Origin of the sequence: Acinetobacter sp. LUNF3, assembly GCF_022699605.1 — a bacterium.
In the GTDB taxonomy this organism is placed as follows: Bacteria; Pseudomonadota; Gammaproteobacteria; order Pseudomonadales; family Moraxellaceae; genus Acinetobacter; species Acinetobacter johnsonii.
Genome location: NZ_CP093968.1, coordinates 2,342,160 through 2,359,710 on the forward strand (window position 1 = coordinate 2,342,160; position 17,551 = coordinate 2,359,710).

Here is a 17,551-nt window from a genome sequence, read left to right on the forward strand (position 1 = left end):
ATAAGTTCATCGCGTTATGAATGCTTGATGCGAATGGGCAATATCTAAAAATAAGTGAGCTTTGATTTTCGACTAAAACTAAGATCATGATTTACCAATCTTAGGCATTTAAAATGCACAGGGTTTTTATTGATCATGCTCTGCATTTAATATTCACACTGTAAATCATCTACTCATAAAAAATGCCTCTATAAAGAGGCATTTTTTATTTATGTTTTTTAATCTTATTCAGGTAATGGGATAAATTGAGAGTCCTGATTTTGCTCTTTTCTTTCCCCAACAACCACAGCAACATCTAAAGGTTTGCCATCGCGCTCAAGTGAAATCTGAATGGTGCTATTTGGCGGTTGTAAAGCCACAAAATTAATCAAATGTGAGGTTGAAGTAATCACTTCATCATTCACTTTCACAATCTTGTCGCCTTTCTTTAAACCAGCTTTTGCAGCAGGTCCCGTTTTCAACACATCCGCGACAACCACACCTGGCCCTTTAGGCTCTAAGATATTGACTTGTTCAACAGGCAATAAACTGATACCTAGCCAACCACGTACCACACGACCATCTTTAAGAATGGAGTTCAGTACTTGCTGACAAATTCTTGCAGGAATGGCAAAACCAATACCTAAAGACCCACCTGACTGAGAGAAAATCGCCGTATTCACTCCAATCAAATTCCCCGCGACATCAATCAAAGCACCGCCAGAATTGCCGGGATTAATCGCAGCATCGGTTTGAATGAAGTCTTCATAAGTGTTAATGCCCAGGTCAGAGCGTCCTGTAGCAGAGATAATACCCTGCGTAACGGTTTGACCTACGCCAAATGGGTTGCCAATGGCCAAGACCACATCACCCACTTCGTTGCCACTTAGCTTAAAGGGTAAAACAGGCAGATTTGCCAGCTCAATTTTAATCACAGCCAAATCGGTATCGGGGTCGGTACCAATCACTTTTGCCACTGCGCGACGACCATCTTGTAATGCCACAACAATTTGATCAGCTTGAGCAATTACATGATTATTAGTCAAAATATAACCATCTGGGCGAACAATCACACCTGACCCCAAACTGTTTTCATTTTTATTTTGGCTAAACTGATCTGGAATTTGATTGCCAAAAAATTCACGGAACGCAGGATCATTGAGTAATGGATGGTCAAGCTGTTTGACTTTTTGCGTGGTAAAAATATTTACTACTGCTGGTGCAGCCACTTTCACTGCAGCGCTATAAGAAACTACACCACCGGTACGCGTGGTGTTAATTAAAGGCTCAACTTTTTCAGCGGGCATCTTAATACCGTCCGACGCCACAGGTGCTTTTGGCTTTTGATACTGTTGCCAAGCAAAAAATCCAGCAATGACTAAAATGAGTAATACCCAAGGTAACCAGGAAAAGGTCCTGCGCACGATTTCACCCTCTAAAATGTTTTAATTCATTGATGACTAAGTAATTTATGCCTATTGTAAAGCGAAATTCAAGCCGAAGCACAAAAATAAGCAAGAGTTTTGTCATGCTTTAGTTACAATAAACAATAGCTTCCGATGTAATCAATTTAAAAGAGTTTTTAAGTCAATATGGCAAAATTACAAGACATTATTCAGTGGTGTGATCAAACCCTCAAATCACCTGAGTTTAAGGACTATGCACCGAATGGCCTTCAAATTGAAGGAAAGACCGAAGTGCGTAAAATTTTAGCGGCGGTGACAGCATCGCAAGATGCCATAGATGCCGCGATACGAGAAAATGCGGATCTTTTACTGGTGCATCATGGTTATTTTTGGAAAGGTGAAGCCTACCCCATCACAGGTATGCGCGGTAAACGGATCAAGAGTCTGATCCAACATGACATTTCTTTGTTGGCATATCACCTCCCCCTCGACAGCCATCCGAGTCTTGGAAATAATGCAGCGATTGCAGATTTGCTCAAACTGGAACGTATTGAAGCACTTGATCCATCTGAGCGTCATCCTATTGGCAATATTGGTTATTTAAAACAGCCCATGCCTGTGGAAGAGTTTAAAAAGTTTGTATCTGAGAAATTAAAGTTTGATGTCACCCATCTTCCTGCGGACAAGACCATGATTGAAAAAGTTGGTTTTTGTACCGGTGGTGCTCAAGATTTTATTGTAAAAGCCGCAGAACAAGGATGTGATGCCTATATTTCAGGCGAAGTCAGTGAACGTACCTTCTATGAAGCTAAAGAATTAGGCGTACATTATTTTGCTTGCGGACATCATGCGACTGAACGCTATGGCGTGCAGCGATTAGGTCAAGCAATTTCAGAACAATTTAATATTGAATATGTTTATTTCGAGTTAAATAACCCGATCTAAGCAATCGCTGGGATGAGACTATTTTCATCCCAGTCCTTTCAATGCGCTTACATTGCATGGCATCCGACATCACTTCCATTTCAGCAAATGATTAATTTCTAAAATATTATTCCTAGCCTTTCATCTTTTTAAAACAAAACATAGCATCAGTTCAAAAACGCTTTGCATTTGATATTTGTTATACCTGCTGAACGTTCAACCCAATACGAACAATATAAATTGCTACGCTGCACTCCAATATTGTAAATAATAAACATATTGATTCTCATTAACTTTTAAGTAGATAATGAAACTGCTTTAAAAAATCCCAATAAAACAATTTTGATGATTAAAGGAATCAAACACATGGCTTATTCTTTACCCGCTCTTCCTTATGCCTATGATGCACTCGAACCCAATATTGATGCGAAAACGATGGAAATTCACCACAGTAAACACCATCAAACCTACATCAATAACATTAATGGCGCGATTGCAGGCACAGAATGGGAGAAACTGTCTGTGGAAGATTTGGTTGCCAAAGTCAATGAAGTCCCTACTGATCTTAAAAAGATGGTGATCAATAATGCAGGTGGTCATGCCAACCACTCACTGTTTTGGACGGTCATGAGTCCACAAGGTGGTGGCCAACCGACTGGAGCTGTGGCAAAGGCTATTGATGAGCAACTCGGTGGTTTTGATGCTTTTAAAGATGCATTTACCAAAGCCGCGATTAGCCGTTTTGGCAGTGGTTGGGCATGGCTGAGTGTGACACCTGAACGCAACCTGATTGTTGAAAGCAGTGCAAATCAGGATTCCCCTCTTATGCACGGTCATACCCCTATTCTCGGTTTAGATGTATGGGAACATGCGTATTATCTAAAATACCAAAACCGCCGTCCTGAATATATCAATGCCTTTTATAATGTGGTCGATTGGGATGAAGTAAATCGCCGTTACCATGCTGCGTTGCAGACTAAAAATTAATTACACACCTCAATCCATCTAGAGCTTAGAGTCTTTTAAAATGAACACATTCTGTACAAAAGACTCTAACGATATCTTGTGTATCGTATATGTCTCCTTGCGAAATTTTTTGCATATTTTGTGTATTAAAAGACTGCCCTATTGTCTATAGAATCATTTACAATAAATGCACTTAAAGTAAAACCCAGCAAATCTGCAAGGAATGAAACATGACAACCATTACTTTACCTGCACTTCCATATGGCTACGAAGATCTTGCTCCACACATCAGCAAAGAAACTTTAGAATTCCACCACGACAAACACCACAATACTTATGTTGTTAACCTAAACAACCTAATCAAGGGTACTGACCTTGAAGGCAAAACTTTAGAAGAAATCATCACAGCTTCTGCTGGTGATGCATCTAAAGCAGGTATCTTCAATAACGCAGCACAAGTTTGGAACCACACCTTCTACTGGAACTGTATGGCTAAAAACGGTGGTGGTAAAGCAACAGGTGCTTTAGCAGCGAAAATTGATGAAGCATTCGGTTCTTACGAAAAATTCGCTGAAGAGTTTGCTGCTGCTGCAACAACTCAATTCGGTTCAGGTTGGGCTTGGTTAGTTGCTGACGAAGTAAATGGCAACCTTTCTATCCTTAAAACTTCAAATGCAGACACTCCACTTGCACACGGTAAAGTTGCAGTGTTAACCATTGACGTTTGGGAACATGCTTACTACATCGACTTCCGTAATGCGCGTCCTGTTTACATCAAAACTTTCCTTGAAAGTCTTGTAAACTGGGATTATGCAAACGCGAAATATGCAGGCCAAGCTGCTGGCGTTGAAAAATAAGATTCGTCTTGTTTAAAAAACCGCTCTTTTTGAGCGGTTTTTTTGTTTTTGCTACCTAAACGCATATTTATAAAGCAAACAATTCATTTCTCAATATTTTTTGCTTGACCCATTTTCCTTTCCTCCCTAAAATGCGCTCAGATTCTCCAATAGCTCAGTCGGTAGAGCGACGGACTGTTAATCCGCAGGTCCCTGGTTCGAGCCCAGGTTGGAGAGCCACTATTCTTCCATAGCTCAGTCGGTAGAGCGACGGACTGTTAATCCGCAGGTCCCTGGTTCGAGCCCAGGTGGAAGAGCCAAGATTCTAAAAAGCCCAAGCATCGTGACTTGGGCTTTTTTTATCACTCATTGTTTTAATCACCACCCTATACCCTTCTGGTATACAGCTATGACATATCAAATTGTTTATAAAAAAAACATTTAATCTAAAATTCGACTTTTTTTAGCATTGTAACTTGACCGATGTGTAATTTTCTCTATACTGCATTTCAGATTCTCCAATAGCTCAGTCGGTAGAGCGACGGACTGTTAATCCGCAGGTCCCTGGTTCGAGCCCAGGTTGGAGAGCCAAATTTTAAAAAGCCCAAGCATTATGACTTGGGCTTTTTTCTGTCTATAAAAACGACATTCCCCCATAAGTAAAACCAATCTCTCAAAATCACTCCAAAGCAGCTTTCCATACAGGCCCTTCTCAGCTTGAATCTCCCAAATATCTCCATGGAAAACCAAAAAGACTGAATCAAATCGCACCAATAAAAGCTAAACCGTTTATTTTTAAATCATTTAAAGCAGATTATATAAAAATATCAGGCCAAAGACTTGACCCTTTGAGCTTTGCCACATAGAATGCGTGCAGATTCTCCAATAGCTCAGTCGGTAGAGCGACGGACTGTTAATCCGCAGGTCCCTGGTTCGAGCCCAGGTTGGAGAGCCAAAATTCTAAAAACCCACTCCATGCGAGTGGGTTTTTTCTTTGCGCTAGAAAATATTGTGTTCGATCTGAGTCAAATCATCTTCTTTATCATCGGCTGCTTTGCCACTATTACACTAGTGATGATGGTCTACCCTGACCTGTTTCGCCGTAAACAAAAGTTTTATGCCAAACACGTCATTACGCCGTTTGAACGTAAAATGTTTATTCGCTTAAAAGAAGCCTTCCCACGCCATCATGTTCTAGCTCAAGTTTCATTTAGCTCACTGATTACCAGTGACCACTATAAAATACGGGCCAAATTTAACCGCAAAGTCACCGATTTCGTTTTATTAGATGAACAATTGGCAGTCGTGGTGATTATCGAACTTGATGATCCTTCCCATATCGGCAAGGAACAAGAAGATGCAGAACGTGATGCCATGCTCAATGAAGCAGGTTACATCGTTCTGCGTTTTACTGAAATTCCAAGCATTCGCCAACTGCATAAACACATTGGTATCACGCCTGCAATGCGTGCTTAAATTACTTTGAGACTGCGCTGCTCGCTTCCTGCTGTGTGAATTGCTTTTCGGCAGCCAACTTTTCTTGAATACGCTGCTGTTGTTCTTCCTTAATACGCTGATATTCCGCTTGGTTTTTTGCATCGCTTTTTACCGCTAAAAAAGCAATCCCTAAAATAAGCAATGGAATCACAATACCAAGACTCGCCAAAAACATCACTTTTGGCGTTAGTTTTTGAGTTGATTTCGTCATAGCCAGCCTATTTTCCAATATCTAGATTTTGATGGGCCAATACTATAACAAAAAAAGAGCCTCAATCATGAGGCTCTGTCTTCAGTTTAAATGGTTCATTTTATGTCGGTGCTTTACCTGTACAGTTTTCATTGGTGCTGGCATCCACTGTATTTGGATCAAGTATAATATTAGTATTTGCTGGCATCTTATCTTGAATAAAATTATAAACTTGTAAATTTTTACATACAATTGCTTGGGTATGAGTTGCTCCAACCACTGGATCTAATAAAACATTTGGTGAACCCAATCCTTGCAACTTCGTAACTAAACCCTGTGTGACTGGATATGGAACATTTGTATCCAATGTACCTTGTACTATATATACAGGTTTATCAATTCGTTTAGTCCCAGGCTGACTGCTTACTAAGAAGTTTTTTACGGTTTCATTGGTCGCAAACACACTAGTATCTAAACCAGGATAATCCATGACTTTTTTATCAGGATTTGCAGTCATAAACTGAATAATATCATCTTTAAACTTATTAATTAGACTTAGACTTGGGTCATTATCATTGTCTAAACACAGACCATTATCCCCTGTTGAACCTTCTGCAAACTCAGCCAAAGATTTGGCACGTGATTGGAAAATATCTTGATAATTAAATCGCGGCTCATACGCTTTAATACCCACCCCTGTTAATGCTGCATAAGCCAATAAAGTTGCATAAGTATCCACCGATGTTCGAAATTCTAGAGGGATATTAGCTGCCGTTTCACGTGCTTCAATATCTGCCAATGCAGCAGGCGCAACCTCAAGAATAATTTTGCCCAAACTCGAAGCTGGTGCACCTGCCACAGCACCTTTATAGGTTGTATCTGTATTTGCGTATTCTGCGGTCGCTAATGAGGCATGTCCCCCTTGAGATTGCCCCACAGACATCCACGCACCATTCAACTGCTTACCATAATGATCTTTTGCTGCTTGTACAGCAGAAAGCGCTGACTTCGCAGCACTAGATAAGTTTAAATATGGATGAATCCCTGGCGTGCCCAAACCTTCATAATCTGGCGCAACAACCACATAACCAGCAGCTAGTAGACTGTCTGCTAAAATTTTAAAACGTGGGTGAATCATATTATTACTTGGTGCACAACTATCACCTACCCCAACCGTGCCATGCTCCCAAACCACTACGCGATAACCATCTGTAGGTGGTGCTACTTTAGGGAACATCACCAGCGCCGTTGCTTTAGCGGTCTGACCTTGAACATTTTCCATGTTATACGTCATTACCTTAATAGAAGCTGCAGTGGTTAATGTGTCTTCTGAATAGGTACTTTCAGAAACATAGGTCTGTTTTTTGATTTGAAGCGGGCGAATCATCATCGTCATTACAAGCAGTTAAAGACAGCATTGAAACGGCAACTGTAAGGGCTAATGCTATTTTCGAGCGTTTCATAAAATATCCTTTTATTCGTTGTTTTTTTAAGCATGAAACTACATGCCGTTTTATTAAGACATAAAAAAGCGCCCTGTACAGGACGCTTTTTCAACCAATATATAAATTTAAATAATTAATTCTAAAAAGATTCCAGAAAAAACAATCAATCCCACCCAACGATTGTGACGGAATGCCCAAAAACAACGCTGTGGATCTCTGTCTTTGGTTTTTGACCATTGATAAATAAAATCAGCCACGACTACAAGCAATGCGATTAGACCCAATGGCATCAATAAATTTTCAAGGTAAAGCGCCGTACCGATCAAAACGACACTCATCGCCTGTAAAAGTGCAATGATTTGAATATCAAAACGACCGAATAAAATGGCTGTCGACTTCACCCCAATTTTTAAATCATATTCACGGTCGGTAATCGCATATTGAGTATCGTATGCCACAGTCCAAGCCAGATTACCAAAATACAGCAACCAACAGGTTAAATCTAATGGTTTACCCATAGCCGTAAATGACATCGGAATTCCCCACGAAAAAGCCATGCCTAAAACAACCTGAGGCAAATGGGTATAGCGCTTCATGAAAGGATATATAAATGCGAGAACAAGCCCACCTAAAGCACAATAAAACGTTTCAATCGGTAGAAACAACAACATACAAGCACTAGCAAAGACTAGAGCTAGAAACACATAAATGGCTTCTTTGGCCGTGATAATCCCTGTTGCTAAAGGCCTTGTTTTCGTGCGCTCTACATGCGCATCGACCTTACGATCAGCAAAATCATTAATTGCACACCCAGCCGCACGCATAAATATCGTGCCAAGTACCATCGGAATCAGAATACCAATTGGCGGTATGCCCTCTGCTGCAATCCACAGTGCCCACATGGTGGGCCAGAATACCAATTCTGTGCCAACAGGCTTATCAAAACGACATAAATAATAATAGGCTTCTAAACGTTCACGCCAAGTAATTTGATGCGCAGTTGTCATGACTGTCCTTCAGATGCTGAATTCTGCTTTTGCAAAAATTGCTCAAAACTCGCTAAAAAAGTTTCTTGAACAATAAACTTGCAGCCGTGCCAAGTATAACAGCTCTGTCTAGTCCAGCCATCTTCTAGCCAAATCACACGACGTTCACATGCTGGATTGGTGCGCTGAAACAAGAACCAGCCAATCGGTTTTTTACCAATATGTTTAAAAAGCCGTGCACGGCCTTGCAAACTTAAGATCGGAAAAATGCTTTTGGCTTTAACCCAAGGCTCTACATCACTACCATATAAAAAACTTTCTCGTACCCATGACGTATGCTGAAACGGCATGCCCATCCATTTTGCATCGATAAACTGAAGACGCTGAAAATGCTCTTTGGTTGGTTGAACCCTAAATGTTCCATCAGCCAAATCCTTCAGTTGCTGAGTAAGTGAACCTGAAGCATATAACCATGTTTTCAGTTCAGCTGGAATCTGCTGCATAAGCCTACCTGTACCATTGATTTACTGTGCGCTTAAACGCTTTTTGAGTTATGCAGAATGTCATTGATTCAATTCTAAGATCAATCTTTAGCAATTATCTGTTTTTGCAATGGTTTCAAATTTACCCTGCGGAGTTTTTACCAAAATAAAACCTTCAGCACTCAAGTAAAAACTTTGAGGATAATCATAATCCAGTGCCAACTCTGGGCTTTTCAATGCGACAAATTCTGCCCGCTTGTAGCCTTCAGGGGTGCGACCTACTTCGATATAAGTCACCATCGAAAAATTTAGCTTAAAACCTTTATCATGATCTTTAGGGTCAATCCAAGGATAAAAACTGGTGTGCTTCTTACGCTGTGCCATTGCTCTCATCAATTTTTTTCAAGTTAAACAGATGATACAAAAAAACCCGCGACTAGCGCGGGTTTTTTACAGTGAAATTCAGTTCAGAATTACAAGCTGTAGTACATATCAAATTCAACTGGGTGAGTTGTCGTGTTCAAGCGACGCACTTCTTCAGTTTTAAGTTCAATATATGCATCAAGCATTTCTTTAGTGAATACACCACCTTTAAGAAGGAACTCATGATCCGCTTGAAGCGCTTCAAGAGCCATGTCTAGGCTGTGCGCAACTGTAGGGATTTTCGCTTCTTCTTCAGGAGGAAGGTCGTATAAGTTTTTGTCAGCTGCTTCACCTGGGTGAATCTTATTTTGGATACCATCAAGACCCGCCATTAACAATGCAGCGAAACCTAAGTACGGGTTCATCATTGGATCTGGGAAGCGAGCTTCGATACGTTTGCCTTTAGGGCTAGAAACGTAAGGAATACGGATAGAAGCAGAACGGTTACGTGCTGAGTAAGCCAACATGATCGGCGCTTCGAAGTGTGGAACTAAACGCTTGTACGAGTTGGTAGAAGGGTTCGTAATTGCGTTCAATGCACGAGCGTGTTTAATTACACCACCAATGAAGTAAAGCGCCATTTCTGAAAGACCAGCGTATTCATCGCCAGCAAACAAGTTCTTGCCATCTTTAGAGATAGACATGTGAACGTGCATACCAGAACCGTTATCACCAACCATTGGCTTAGGCATGAAAGTTGCAGTTTTTGCATATTGGTGCGCAACATTCCAAACAGCATATTTGAACTGTTGTACTTCGTCTGCTTTACGAACCATTGTGTTGAAGCTCACGCCAATTTCTAACTGGCAAGATGCAACTTCGTGGTGATGTACTTCTACACGACCTGGCCCCATGATGTCTTCAATACGCGCACACATATCAGCACGCATATCGTGTGAAGAGTCAACTGGAGGAACTGGGAAGTAACCACCTTTAACACGTGGACGGTGACCAGAGTTTCCGCCTTCGTAGTCTTTGTTTGTTGACCAAGCAGCTTCTTCAGCGATCAATGTATGGCGTGCGCCAGACATATCGATTTCCCACTTCACTTCGTCAAATACAAAAAATTCTGGTTCTGGACCAAAGAATGCAGTATCACCAATACCTGTAGATTTTAGGTATTCTTCTGCACGGCGAGCAATAGAACGTGGGTCACGGTCATAACCTTGACCAGTTGATGGCTCGATGACATCACAAGTAACAACTACTGTAGGCTCAGCGAAGAACGGGTCGATAAAACCAGTTTCAGCATCTGGGCGTAAAATCATGTCAGACGCTTCGATACCTTTCCAACCAGCAATTGAAGAACCGTCAAACATTTTACCGTCTTCAAAAGTATCTTCGTCGATAGTATCTGCTGGGTAAGTTACGTGTTGTTCTTTACCCTTAGTATCCGTAAAACGGAAATCGACCCATTTTGCGCCACTTTCTTGGATGAGTTGTAGGACCTTGTTCGCCATGCTCATTTTGCTCCGATGAATTTTTGTTGCACTCTTTAGTGCGTGTTAGTAGTTGGTTGTTCTAAAGCAATTACCGTACCAACTTTAAAAAGCTTAGCTAAAATGTTGAATTCATTATCAGAATAACAGTTTTAAGCTGTTTGCTTTGGCTCTATTATACTGAGCTAAAAAGTAAATGCACCATATTCAAGCATGCTTCTTCACATTTAATCTAAAAGATTTTGAGTGTGGATCATAATGGTGCATTTTTAAATTTCACTGTGCAATTTCCACCCATTTTTTATAAATTAGAGCGCTGTTTAAGCTGTTATTTTCGCCTTGATTTGACCTCAACACCTCATATTACGGCGGGCGATATACCTAAAACCAAATATAAACAGTATAGACAACTGTTTTTATTCAATTTTATAAAAATATAAAATCTCACCATTCAAACCTATATAAAGCCGAAATCTCAGATGTGACTAAGAAAATAAAGATGCTCTGTTTTGGTGATATTTGGTGAGTTTTTGGCTCACAACATCAGAAGATATTCTTTTTATATTCATTGAATATGCATGCTTCATGACATTTATACATAGTCCACGAGGCTTCTCGTTAGGATTTGAATCTGAGATATTCATAAACTCTATATCCGTTAGTAACAAAACCCATTGTAATTTTTAGACCCACAAAAAAATGTCGCGCCCTAGCTGTGTATTTTTTGCTATGATAATTTCGGTTTTGTGCCTCCATTCAAGTCATTGAATGAGAAAAATAATTTACTTATAGCTTTATAATGTAAACGCACGAATACCATAGGACTCTTCAAGCACATTTATGTGCATAAATTTCAATAGGTTAAGCTCATGCTTTTAATGATCGACAACTATGACTCTTTTACCTACAACATCGTCCAGTATTTTGGCGAGTTAAATCAAGAAGTAAAAGTAGTACGTAATGATGCCGTGACATTGGAAGATATTGAGCGATGGCAACCTAAGTATCTTGTGATTGGCCCTGGTCCATGCTCACCTTCGGAAGCAGGAATTTCTATTCCAGCCATTCAGCATTTTGCTGGAAAAATTCCATTATTAGGGGTGTGCTTAGGACATCAGGCCATTGGTCAAGCATTTGGTGGCGAAATCATTCGTGCCAAAAAAGTGATGCATGGGCGTCTGTCTGACATGCACCACTCGAATAAAGGCATTTTTAGCAACCTCCCTTCCCCGTTTTCAGCAACGCGTTATCACTCACTGGTGATTGATCAAGAAAGCTTGCCTGAATGCTTAGAAGTGACCTGCTGGACCAATGAAGCAGATGGCTCAATTGAAGAAATCATGGGTATAAAGCATAAGACGCTTGCCGTTGAAGGCGTGCAATTTCACCCTGAATCAATCTTGAGTCAGCATGGCCATCAAATCTTTAAGAACTTTTTAGAAATTTACGCATAAATGAGTGCAGTGAAAAATGAATATGCAACAAGCTTTAAATAACATCACTAAAAATATTGAGTTGACGCAACCGCAAATGGAAGACGTCATGCGCACCATCATGAATGGTGAAGCAACAGATGCCCAAATTGGTGCACTAATGATGGGTCTTCGCTTAAAAGGCGAAAGTATTGATGAAATTACCGCAGCGGCTCGTGTCATGCGCGAGTTTGCCATCAAAATTGATGTCAGTGATGTGCCTTATTTAGTCGACATCGTCGGTACAGGTGGTGACGGTCAGAACTTATTTAACGTCTCGACTGCATCTGCTTTTGTGATTGCAGCGGCAGGTGCAACCATTGCTAAACATGGTAACCGTGGTGTTTCAACCAAATCGGGTTCCTCGGACTTGTTAGAACAAGCAGGTATCCAACTTGACTTAAACATGCAACAAACTGAACGTTGTATTCGTGAAATGGGTGTAGGTTTCTTGTTTGCGCCGAATCATCATAAAGCGATGAAATATGCGGTTGGCCCACGTCGTGAATTAGGCATTCGCAGTATTTTCAATTTACTTGGCCCGCTTACGAATCCGGCTGGAGTAAAACGTCTAGTGATTGGGGTGTTTTCGACTGAATTGTGCCGTCCTATTGCAGAAGTGATGAAACAACTGGGGGCTGAACATGTCATGGTGGTTCATTCGAAAGATGGTTTAGATGAAATTAGCCTTGCATCAAGCACTTATGTGGCTGAACTCAAAAATGGTGAAGTCACAGAATGGGAGATTCAACCTGAGGATGTCGGAATCGAATCGCAAACTTTAACAGGTTTAATCATTCAAAATTCTGCTGAAAGTTTAAGCTTAATCAAAGATGCCTTAGGTAAAAACAAATCCGATAAAGGCGAAAAAGCAGCCAATATGATTGCTTTAAATGCAGGGGCTGGTTTATATATCTCTGGACTTTGTACCAGTTATAAACAAGGCGTGGCTTTAGCACATGACATCATCTACGGCGGACAAGCTTTAGAAAAGATGAGTATCCTTGCTGAATTCAGCAAAACCCTTAAACAATACGACGCTTGATAGACAGGATTTTGTCATGGTAGATATCGCAAATACGATTTTAGGCAAAATTGTGGATCGCAAGCAGGAAGAGTTTGCTGCACGCCTCAAACAACGTAGCTATAAAGATGTTGAAGAATGGGCATTTGAGGCAACTCCTGTGCGTGGTTTTGCAAAGTCTTTACTGAGCAAACAACCGGGTGTGATCGCTGAAATTAAGAAAGCATCACCATCTAAAGGCATCATTCGTGAAAACTTTGATCCTGCTGAAATCGCGCAGCAATACGAAGCCGCAGGTGCAGCATGTTTATCGGTTTTAACCGATGTCGATTTTTTCCAAGGTGCCGATGAGAATATTCAAATTGCACGTTCTCACTGTGCCCTGCCTGCATTACGCAAAGACTTTTTGATTGACCCTTATGGGGTGATTGAAGCACGTGCTTTACATGCCGACTGTATTCTTCTGATTGTGGCATGCTTGTCAGATCAACAACTCGAAGAAATGTCTAAAACGGCTTTTGAGCAGAATTTAGATGTCTTGGTTGAAGTACACGATGAAGCAGAACTTGAACGTGCTTTGCGTCTACCCGAGCGTTGCGTATTGGGTGTCAATAACCGCAACTTAAAAACCTTTGATGTGGACTTAAACACTTCGATTCGTCTGAAAAAACTACTTGAACCATCTCGTCTACTGGTGACGGAAAGCGGCATTGCGACCCCAGCGGATGTTGCGATGATGCAAGAGCATGACATTCATGCTTTCTTGGTCGGTGAAAGCTTTATGAAGCAGCCCCGTCCAGATCACGCCTTTACTGAGCTATTTGGAACACCTAAATCACTTTAATCGCATATTCAGGGTAAGGCATGCTCTTGCCCTGAATACTTTATGATTTGCACTTTCAAAAAGCTGTTGAAGATCTGGTTAAACAGTAACATATAAAAAATTGTTCAATTTTAAATTACTCAATTAAGCCCTGCTTCTTGGCCTCATTCACCGCTTCCATTCGAGAGCGGACCTGCAACTTGTTATAGATTTTACGCAGATGCCATTTCACCGTATTGATGGACAAAAAGATCGACTCGGATATTTCAGCATCAGTACAGCCACGGCTTAATTTTTCTAAAATTTGGACTTCACGTTTTGATAAAGCCTCAAGGCCAGAACTTCCGATCAAAGCTTCAGCACTGCTTTCAGCTTGATTGAGCTTTTGAAGTTGCTGGATATATTCTAGCAATACAACTGTATGCTTTTGCTTCTGTCGACTTAAATGCTGACTTAGACCACTTAACATATCCCAAATTAAAGGGTCTTCATCTAGAATCACCCGCACCGCTTGAGTCGGCATGAGGGTTTCAAGTGCTTGTTGTAGCGCTTCAAAAGCCTGTTCATGTTGTTTCAATTGATACAGAGCCAGTGCAAACAAGATTTGAACACGCACAAAACGTATCGGATAAATCCTAAAAAATGCTAACTGTTGGCTTAAATATTCTTTGGCTTGCTCGGCTTGCCCCATGAAAATTTGCTGACGCACCAGCATTAAATCATCGCCACGCAGCAAATGGGTAAAATTTAGATACGGCTGAAATGCTGCCTGCTCAGAATCAGCTAATGCAGAAAGCGGGCTTGCTTGTTGCACATAGGCTTGTATAGTTTGTGCGAGTCTAGGTAATGACCATTGGCTACTACGCGTATGTGCTTGGTGCAAGCACATTTGTATCGCGCTTTGATCTTGATGCAAGGTCGCTAGTCGCATTTGTAAAATATAGCCCACCACCACCATATCAGGCATTGCCAGATTACCGCCGCCCTTAAAGTCCATTAATGCAGCTTCGACTTGCGACATTTGGTTCATTTCATAATACACGTCTGCTTTAAAGCTGCTCAGAATATTCATAATGGCTGCTTTATTGTCATCATCTAAGCCTAATTTACGATATTCCTCGCTCTGCCCTACTTGAGTAAATTTCTCTGCCGCGAGCGTTAAATTTCCTAATAAATAATCACATAGGGCATCAATACAATCGACCATTGCCAAACCATATAGGTTATGACCTTGCAAATAGATAATGCGCGTTTGTAGTAATAGCTTTCGTGCTTCACTCATTTGCCCCAAACAAATGTGATGTAAAGCCCCAATCCCAATCAGTAGAGCACGGACAAAATAAACGGTACTTGGCAGTTGTGCTAAGTTTTGTTGCGCTAAGCGATAAGCCACATCTAACTTGTCTTCTAAAACAGCAATGAGAGGAGCTAAACCTAATTGGTCCTCATGTTGTAATAAGGTTTCATGTTGATCCACACTATGCCAGAGCTGTAAATAATGATTGGCTAGGGTCACTTGATGGGTCAGCACCAAGGTCCAAATAATGTCATAGAGCAAATTTGGATTTTGCAGCAAGACAGAATCAGGGATCTGTTTGACCAACTCCAACAACGTATAGTGTCGGCCTTCTAAGATCAGTTCACGACATACCGTGTTGAGCAATGATAAAATCAGCTGCTGATCTTCTGCTTGTTGGGCGTGATAAATCGCTTCCATCAGATAACGCTGTTGTTTGAACCATTCTGCCGCTTTACGATGCATTTGCTGATATGCATCGGGTTGTAAAAGCTTAAACTTCGATTGCAAAAAGTCTCGAAATAAATGATGCACGCGATACCACGTACGCTGTTCATCTATCGCTTGAATGAACAAGCCTTTTTGGCTGATGACATCGAGAATCTGCTGTGCAGCATGATTACCCGTTAAGGCGATAACCAAAGCTGGATTAATTTTCCTCAGTACACTAATTTGCAATAAAAATTGCTGAATTTCAGGGTCTTGTTGTAAAAAAACCTGCTCACTGAGGTAATTCACAATCTGATGATGCGCACCAGTTAAGTTTTTAATAAAACCATGAATATCTTGATGTTCTTTCAAATATAAATTAGTGAACTGAATGCCTGTAAACCAGCCTTCAGTTTTATCAATCAGTTGTTCTGCAAGCTCTGTGCTTAAAGCAAGCTGGTCAAAGTTTTGTTGTTGTAAAAACTGAATAAGCGCACTGCTTTCTTGCTGTTTGATACTGAGCTGAGTCTCTGTGACCCACTTTAAACGACCTAATAGATATTCTTTCGCGAAACTCCAATTGGGTTTGACCCTTGAAGCGATCACCAAATGACAATTTTCAGGTAAGGACTGGTACAACCACCAAAAGATATTTAAACATTCTGGGTTTGTTAATGCTTCAAACTCATCGATAAATAAAACTGTGTCAGCATCCTCTGCTGCAACTTTTTGTGTCAGCTCAATGATGTGTTGTTAATGGATCTGTCCATAAGAGATCGAATGCGGTGGTTCTAAATCCAAAAGCGCCAAACGCAAGTATTGATAGAGTCGAATTGGATCATTGTCATCATCATCCAAAGTTAACCAACAGACTTTCTTTCCCTTTGCTAAAAGAGACTCTGAAAGTTGATGCATCAGCGTGGTTTTTCCATAACCCGCCGCGGCGTGAATAAAAACCAAAGAAGACTGACAATAGCCCACGATCTGACTTAACAGTTGGGGACGTTGCATTGCCCTGCCATTCAGCATGCTCGGACGACTGAGTTTAGTCTTCAACACTTGCATGTATATTCATCCAATCTTTTTATTCATTTACATCTGCAACATTCATTTCCCTGAATTTTGCATTTGGCAAAACATCATCCTCTACGAATCATGTTATGCCATTCATCAGTCTAAAACACTTATAAATTAGAAGGGGCACCGCAGTTAAGCAATATGAAATAGCATCAAAAACCATTCCAATCCCTATTTTAAACTGTTCATTCGCGCATTTATCAAACAATGTAAATTCCATTCTTTCGAGTGGTTTGCATTTTCTGAAACCTTGTTATGCTCAAGCTTAAGGAAATCTTAGGTATTGATATCTCATATCATATTCTAAATCAAAGACATATAAGGATTTTATCATGAGCATCGCACAATCAGTTAAACATCAGGATCGATTATTAACGATTAACATCAAAGATGGCGAAATCAAAAATGCACTACCGGGTGTACATGTCACACCTTGCTTTTTAGACCCCGATAATGGCGTCTGGGTTATTCATGCCCGTTTTGAACCGAGTACTATCCTTCCACGTCACTTCCATACCGGTGTTGTACATTTCTATACAACAGCAGGTTCATGGCATTATGTCGAATATCCTGAAGATGTTCAAACGGCTGGCAGCTATTTATTTGAACCAGCAGGTTCGATCCATACTTTAGCAACACCAGAAGGTGCTGAAGGCTTTATGGTCATTAATGGTGCGAACGTCAACTTAAATGATGATGACTCTCTAATGTTCATCATGGATGCAGGTTGGATTGAACGTACTCTGCATGCAGTGACACAACATACTGGGCAAAAAATGCCGCGTTATATTAAACCGGGTTCGGATGTTGTATTTAGCGACAAATAAATTCCAAAAGGCTTTTGGCTTCGGCTAAT

16 protein-coding genes, 4 tRNA genes and 1 pseudogene are annotated in these 17,551 nt (G+C 40.7%); 12 read left to right on the forward strand and 9 right to left on the reverse strand.

Annotated elements, in window-relative coordinates; all coding sequences use genetic code 11:
- Positions 1-224: 224 nt before the first annotated feature.
- The gene (locus tag MN200_RS11400) at positions 225-1,403 is read right to left on the reverse strand and encodes a trypsin-like peptidase domain-containing protein (RefSeq protein ID WP_010327233.1); all 1,179 of its coding nucleotides are present in this window, start codon (positions 1,401-1,403) and stop codon (positions 225-227) included.
- A 168-nt stretch (positions 1,404-1,571) separates the two neighbouring features.
- On the opposite strand from MN200_RS11400, the gene MN200_RS11405 reads away from it, so the two are divergent.
- The 8 genes from MN200_RS11405 to MN200_RS11440 all read left to right on the forward strand — a co-directional run bounded on the left by MN200_RS11405 (position 1,572) and on the right by MN200_RS11440 (position 5,587).
- Complete coding sequence (locus tag MN200_RS11405) at positions 1,572-2,330, forward strand: Nif3-like dinuclear metal center hexameric protein (RefSeq protein ID WP_058870026.1); 759 nt, start codon at positions 1,572-1,574, stop codon at positions 2,328-2,330.
- A 345-nt stretch (positions 2,331-2,675) separates the two neighbouring features.
- Entirely contained in the window at positions 2,676-3,296 is a 621-nt protein-coding gene (locus MN200_RS11410) for a superoxide dismutase (protein ID WP_242759408.1), read from the forward strand.
- A 209-nt stretch (positions 3,297-3,505) separates the two neighbouring features.
- On the forward strand, positions 3,506-4,132 hold the full coding sequence (locus tag MN200_RS11415) for a superoxide dismutase (RefSeq protein ID WP_010327236.1): 627 nt from the start codon (positions 3,506-3,508) through the stop codon (positions 4,130-4,132).
- 143 nt (positions 4,133-4,275) lie between these two features.
- Positions 4,276-4,351: transfer RNA gene (locus tag MN200_RS11420), tRNA-Asn, on the forward strand.
- A 4-nt stretch (positions 4,352-4,355) separates the two neighbouring features.
- A tRNA-Asn gene (locus MN200_RS11425) sits at positions 4,356-4,431 on the forward strand.
- 195 nt (positions 4,432-4,626) lie between these two features.
- Positions 4,627-4,702: transfer RNA gene (locus MN200_RS11430), tRNA-Asn, on the forward strand.
- 288 nt (positions 4,703-4,990) lie between these two features.
- A tRNA-Asn gene (locus MN200_RS11435) sits at positions 4,991-5,066 on the forward strand.
- A 56-nt stretch (positions 5,067-5,122) separates the two neighbouring features.
- Positions 5,123-5,587: a DUF2726 domain-containing protein gene (locus MN200_RS11440; RefSeq protein WP_058870071.1), complete on the forward strand. Its 465-nt coding sequence runs from the start codon at positions 5,123-5,125 to the stop codon at positions 5,585-5,587.
- Position 5,588: 1 nt separating this feature from the next.
- Here the strand turns inward: MN200_RS11440 and MN200_RS11445 are convergent, their stop codons facing one another.
- The 6 genes and pseudogenes from MN200_RS11445 to glnA all read right to left on the reverse strand — a co-directional run bounded on the left by MN200_RS11445 (position 5,589) and on the right by glnA (position 10,600).
- Positions 5,589-5,819, reverse strand: a complete 231-nt coding sequence (locus tag MN200_RS11445) for a hypothetical protein (protein ID WP_039890041.1) — start codon at positions 5,817-5,819, stop codon at positions 5,589-5,591.
- Between the two features lie 100 nt (positions 5,820-5,919).
- Positions 5,920-7,261 (reverse strand): annotated as a pseudogene (locus tag MN200_RS11450) (lipase family protein).
- Positions 7,262-7,368: 107 nt separating this feature from the next.
- Positions 7,369-8,250, reverse strand: coding sequence for a 4-hydroxybenzoate octaprenyltransferase (ubiA, locus tag MN200_RS11455; RefSeq protein ID WP_242759409.1), 882 nt, complete (start codon positions 8,248-8,250; stop codon positions 7,369-7,371).
- Complete coding sequence (locus tag MN200_RS11460) at positions 8,247-8,732, reverse strand: chorismate lyase (protein WP_078388622.1); 486 nt, start codon at positions 8,730-8,732, stop codon at positions 8,247-8,249. The genes ubiA and MN200_RS11460 overlap by 4 nt, the downstream gene beginning before the upstream one ends.
- An 87-nt stretch (positions 8,733-8,819) precedes the next feature.
- The gene (locus MN200_RS11465; RefSeq protein ID WP_242759411.1) at positions 8,820-9,095 is read right to left on the reverse strand and encodes a hypothetical protein; all 276 of its coding nucleotides are present in this window, start codon (positions 9,093-9,095) and stop codon (positions 8,820-8,822) included.
- An 89-nt stretch (positions 9,096-9,184) separates the two neighbouring features.
- Positions 9,185-10,600 carry a type I glutamate--ammonia ligase gene (glnA, locus tag MN200_RS11470; protein WP_242759413.1) on the reverse strand — a complete coding sequence of 472 codons (1,416 nt, stop codon included), beginning with the start codon at positions 10,598-10,600 and terminating at the stop codon, positions 9,185-9,187.
- Between the two features lie 842 nt (positions 10,601-11,442).
- On the opposite strand from glnA, the gene MN200_RS11475 reads away from it, so the two are divergent.
- Genes MN200_RS11475 through trpC form a run of 3 tightly spaced genes read left to right on the forward strand, consistent with a single transcriptional unit; the run spans position 11,443 to position 13,913 of the window.
- Positions 11,443-12,027 carry an aminodeoxychorismate/anthranilate synthase component II gene (locus tag MN200_RS11475; RefSeq protein WP_125273259.1) on the forward strand — a complete coding sequence of 195 codons (585 nt, stop codon included), beginning with the start codon at positions 11,443-11,445 and terminating at the stop codon, positions 12,025-12,027.
- Positions 12,028-12,043: 16 nt separating this feature from the next.
- Positions 12,044-13,090 carry an anthranilate phosphoribosyltransferase gene (gene trpD, locus MN200_RS11480; protein ID WP_125273258.1) on the forward strand — a complete coding sequence of 349 codons (1,047 nt, stop codon included), beginning with the start codon at positions 12,044-12,046 and terminating at the stop codon, positions 13,088-13,090.
- Between the two features lie 16 nt (positions 13,091-13,106).
- The gene (trpC, locus tag MN200_RS11485) at positions 13,107-13,913 is read left to right on the forward strand and encodes an indole-3-glycerol phosphate synthase TrpC (RefSeq protein ID WP_242759415.1); all 807 of its coding nucleotides are present in this window, start codon (positions 13,107-13,109) and stop codon (positions 13,911-13,913) included.
- Positions 13,914-14,028: 115 nt separating this feature from the next.
- Here trpC and MN200_RS11490 read toward each other — a convergent pair whose 3' ends face one another.
- Both MN200_RS11490 and MN200_RS11495 read right to left on the reverse strand, forming a co-directional pair.
- Positions 14,029-16,224 (reverse strand): LuxR C-terminal-related transcriptional regulator, encoded by a 2,196-nt coding sequence (locus MN200_RS11490; RefSeq protein ID WP_242759416.1) that lies wholly within the window; start codon positions 16,222-16,224, stop codon positions 14,029-14,031.
- Between the two features lie 147 nt (positions 16,225-16,371).
- Positions 16,372-16,683, reverse strand: coding sequence for a hypothetical protein (locus MN200_RS11495; RefSeq protein WP_227509220.1), 312 nt, complete (start codon positions 16,681-16,683; stop codon positions 16,372-16,374).
- 344 nt (positions 16,684-17,027) lie between these two features.
- On the opposite strand from MN200_RS11495, the gene MN200_RS11500 reads away from it, so the two are divergent.
- On the forward strand, positions 17,028-17,522 hold the full coding sequence (locus MN200_RS11500) for a 2,4'-dihydroxyacetophenone dioxygenase family protein (RefSeq protein WP_058870034.1): 495 nt from the start codon (positions 17,028-17,030) through the stop codon (positions 17,520-17,522).
- Positions 17,523-17,551: the final 29 nt, after the last annotated feature.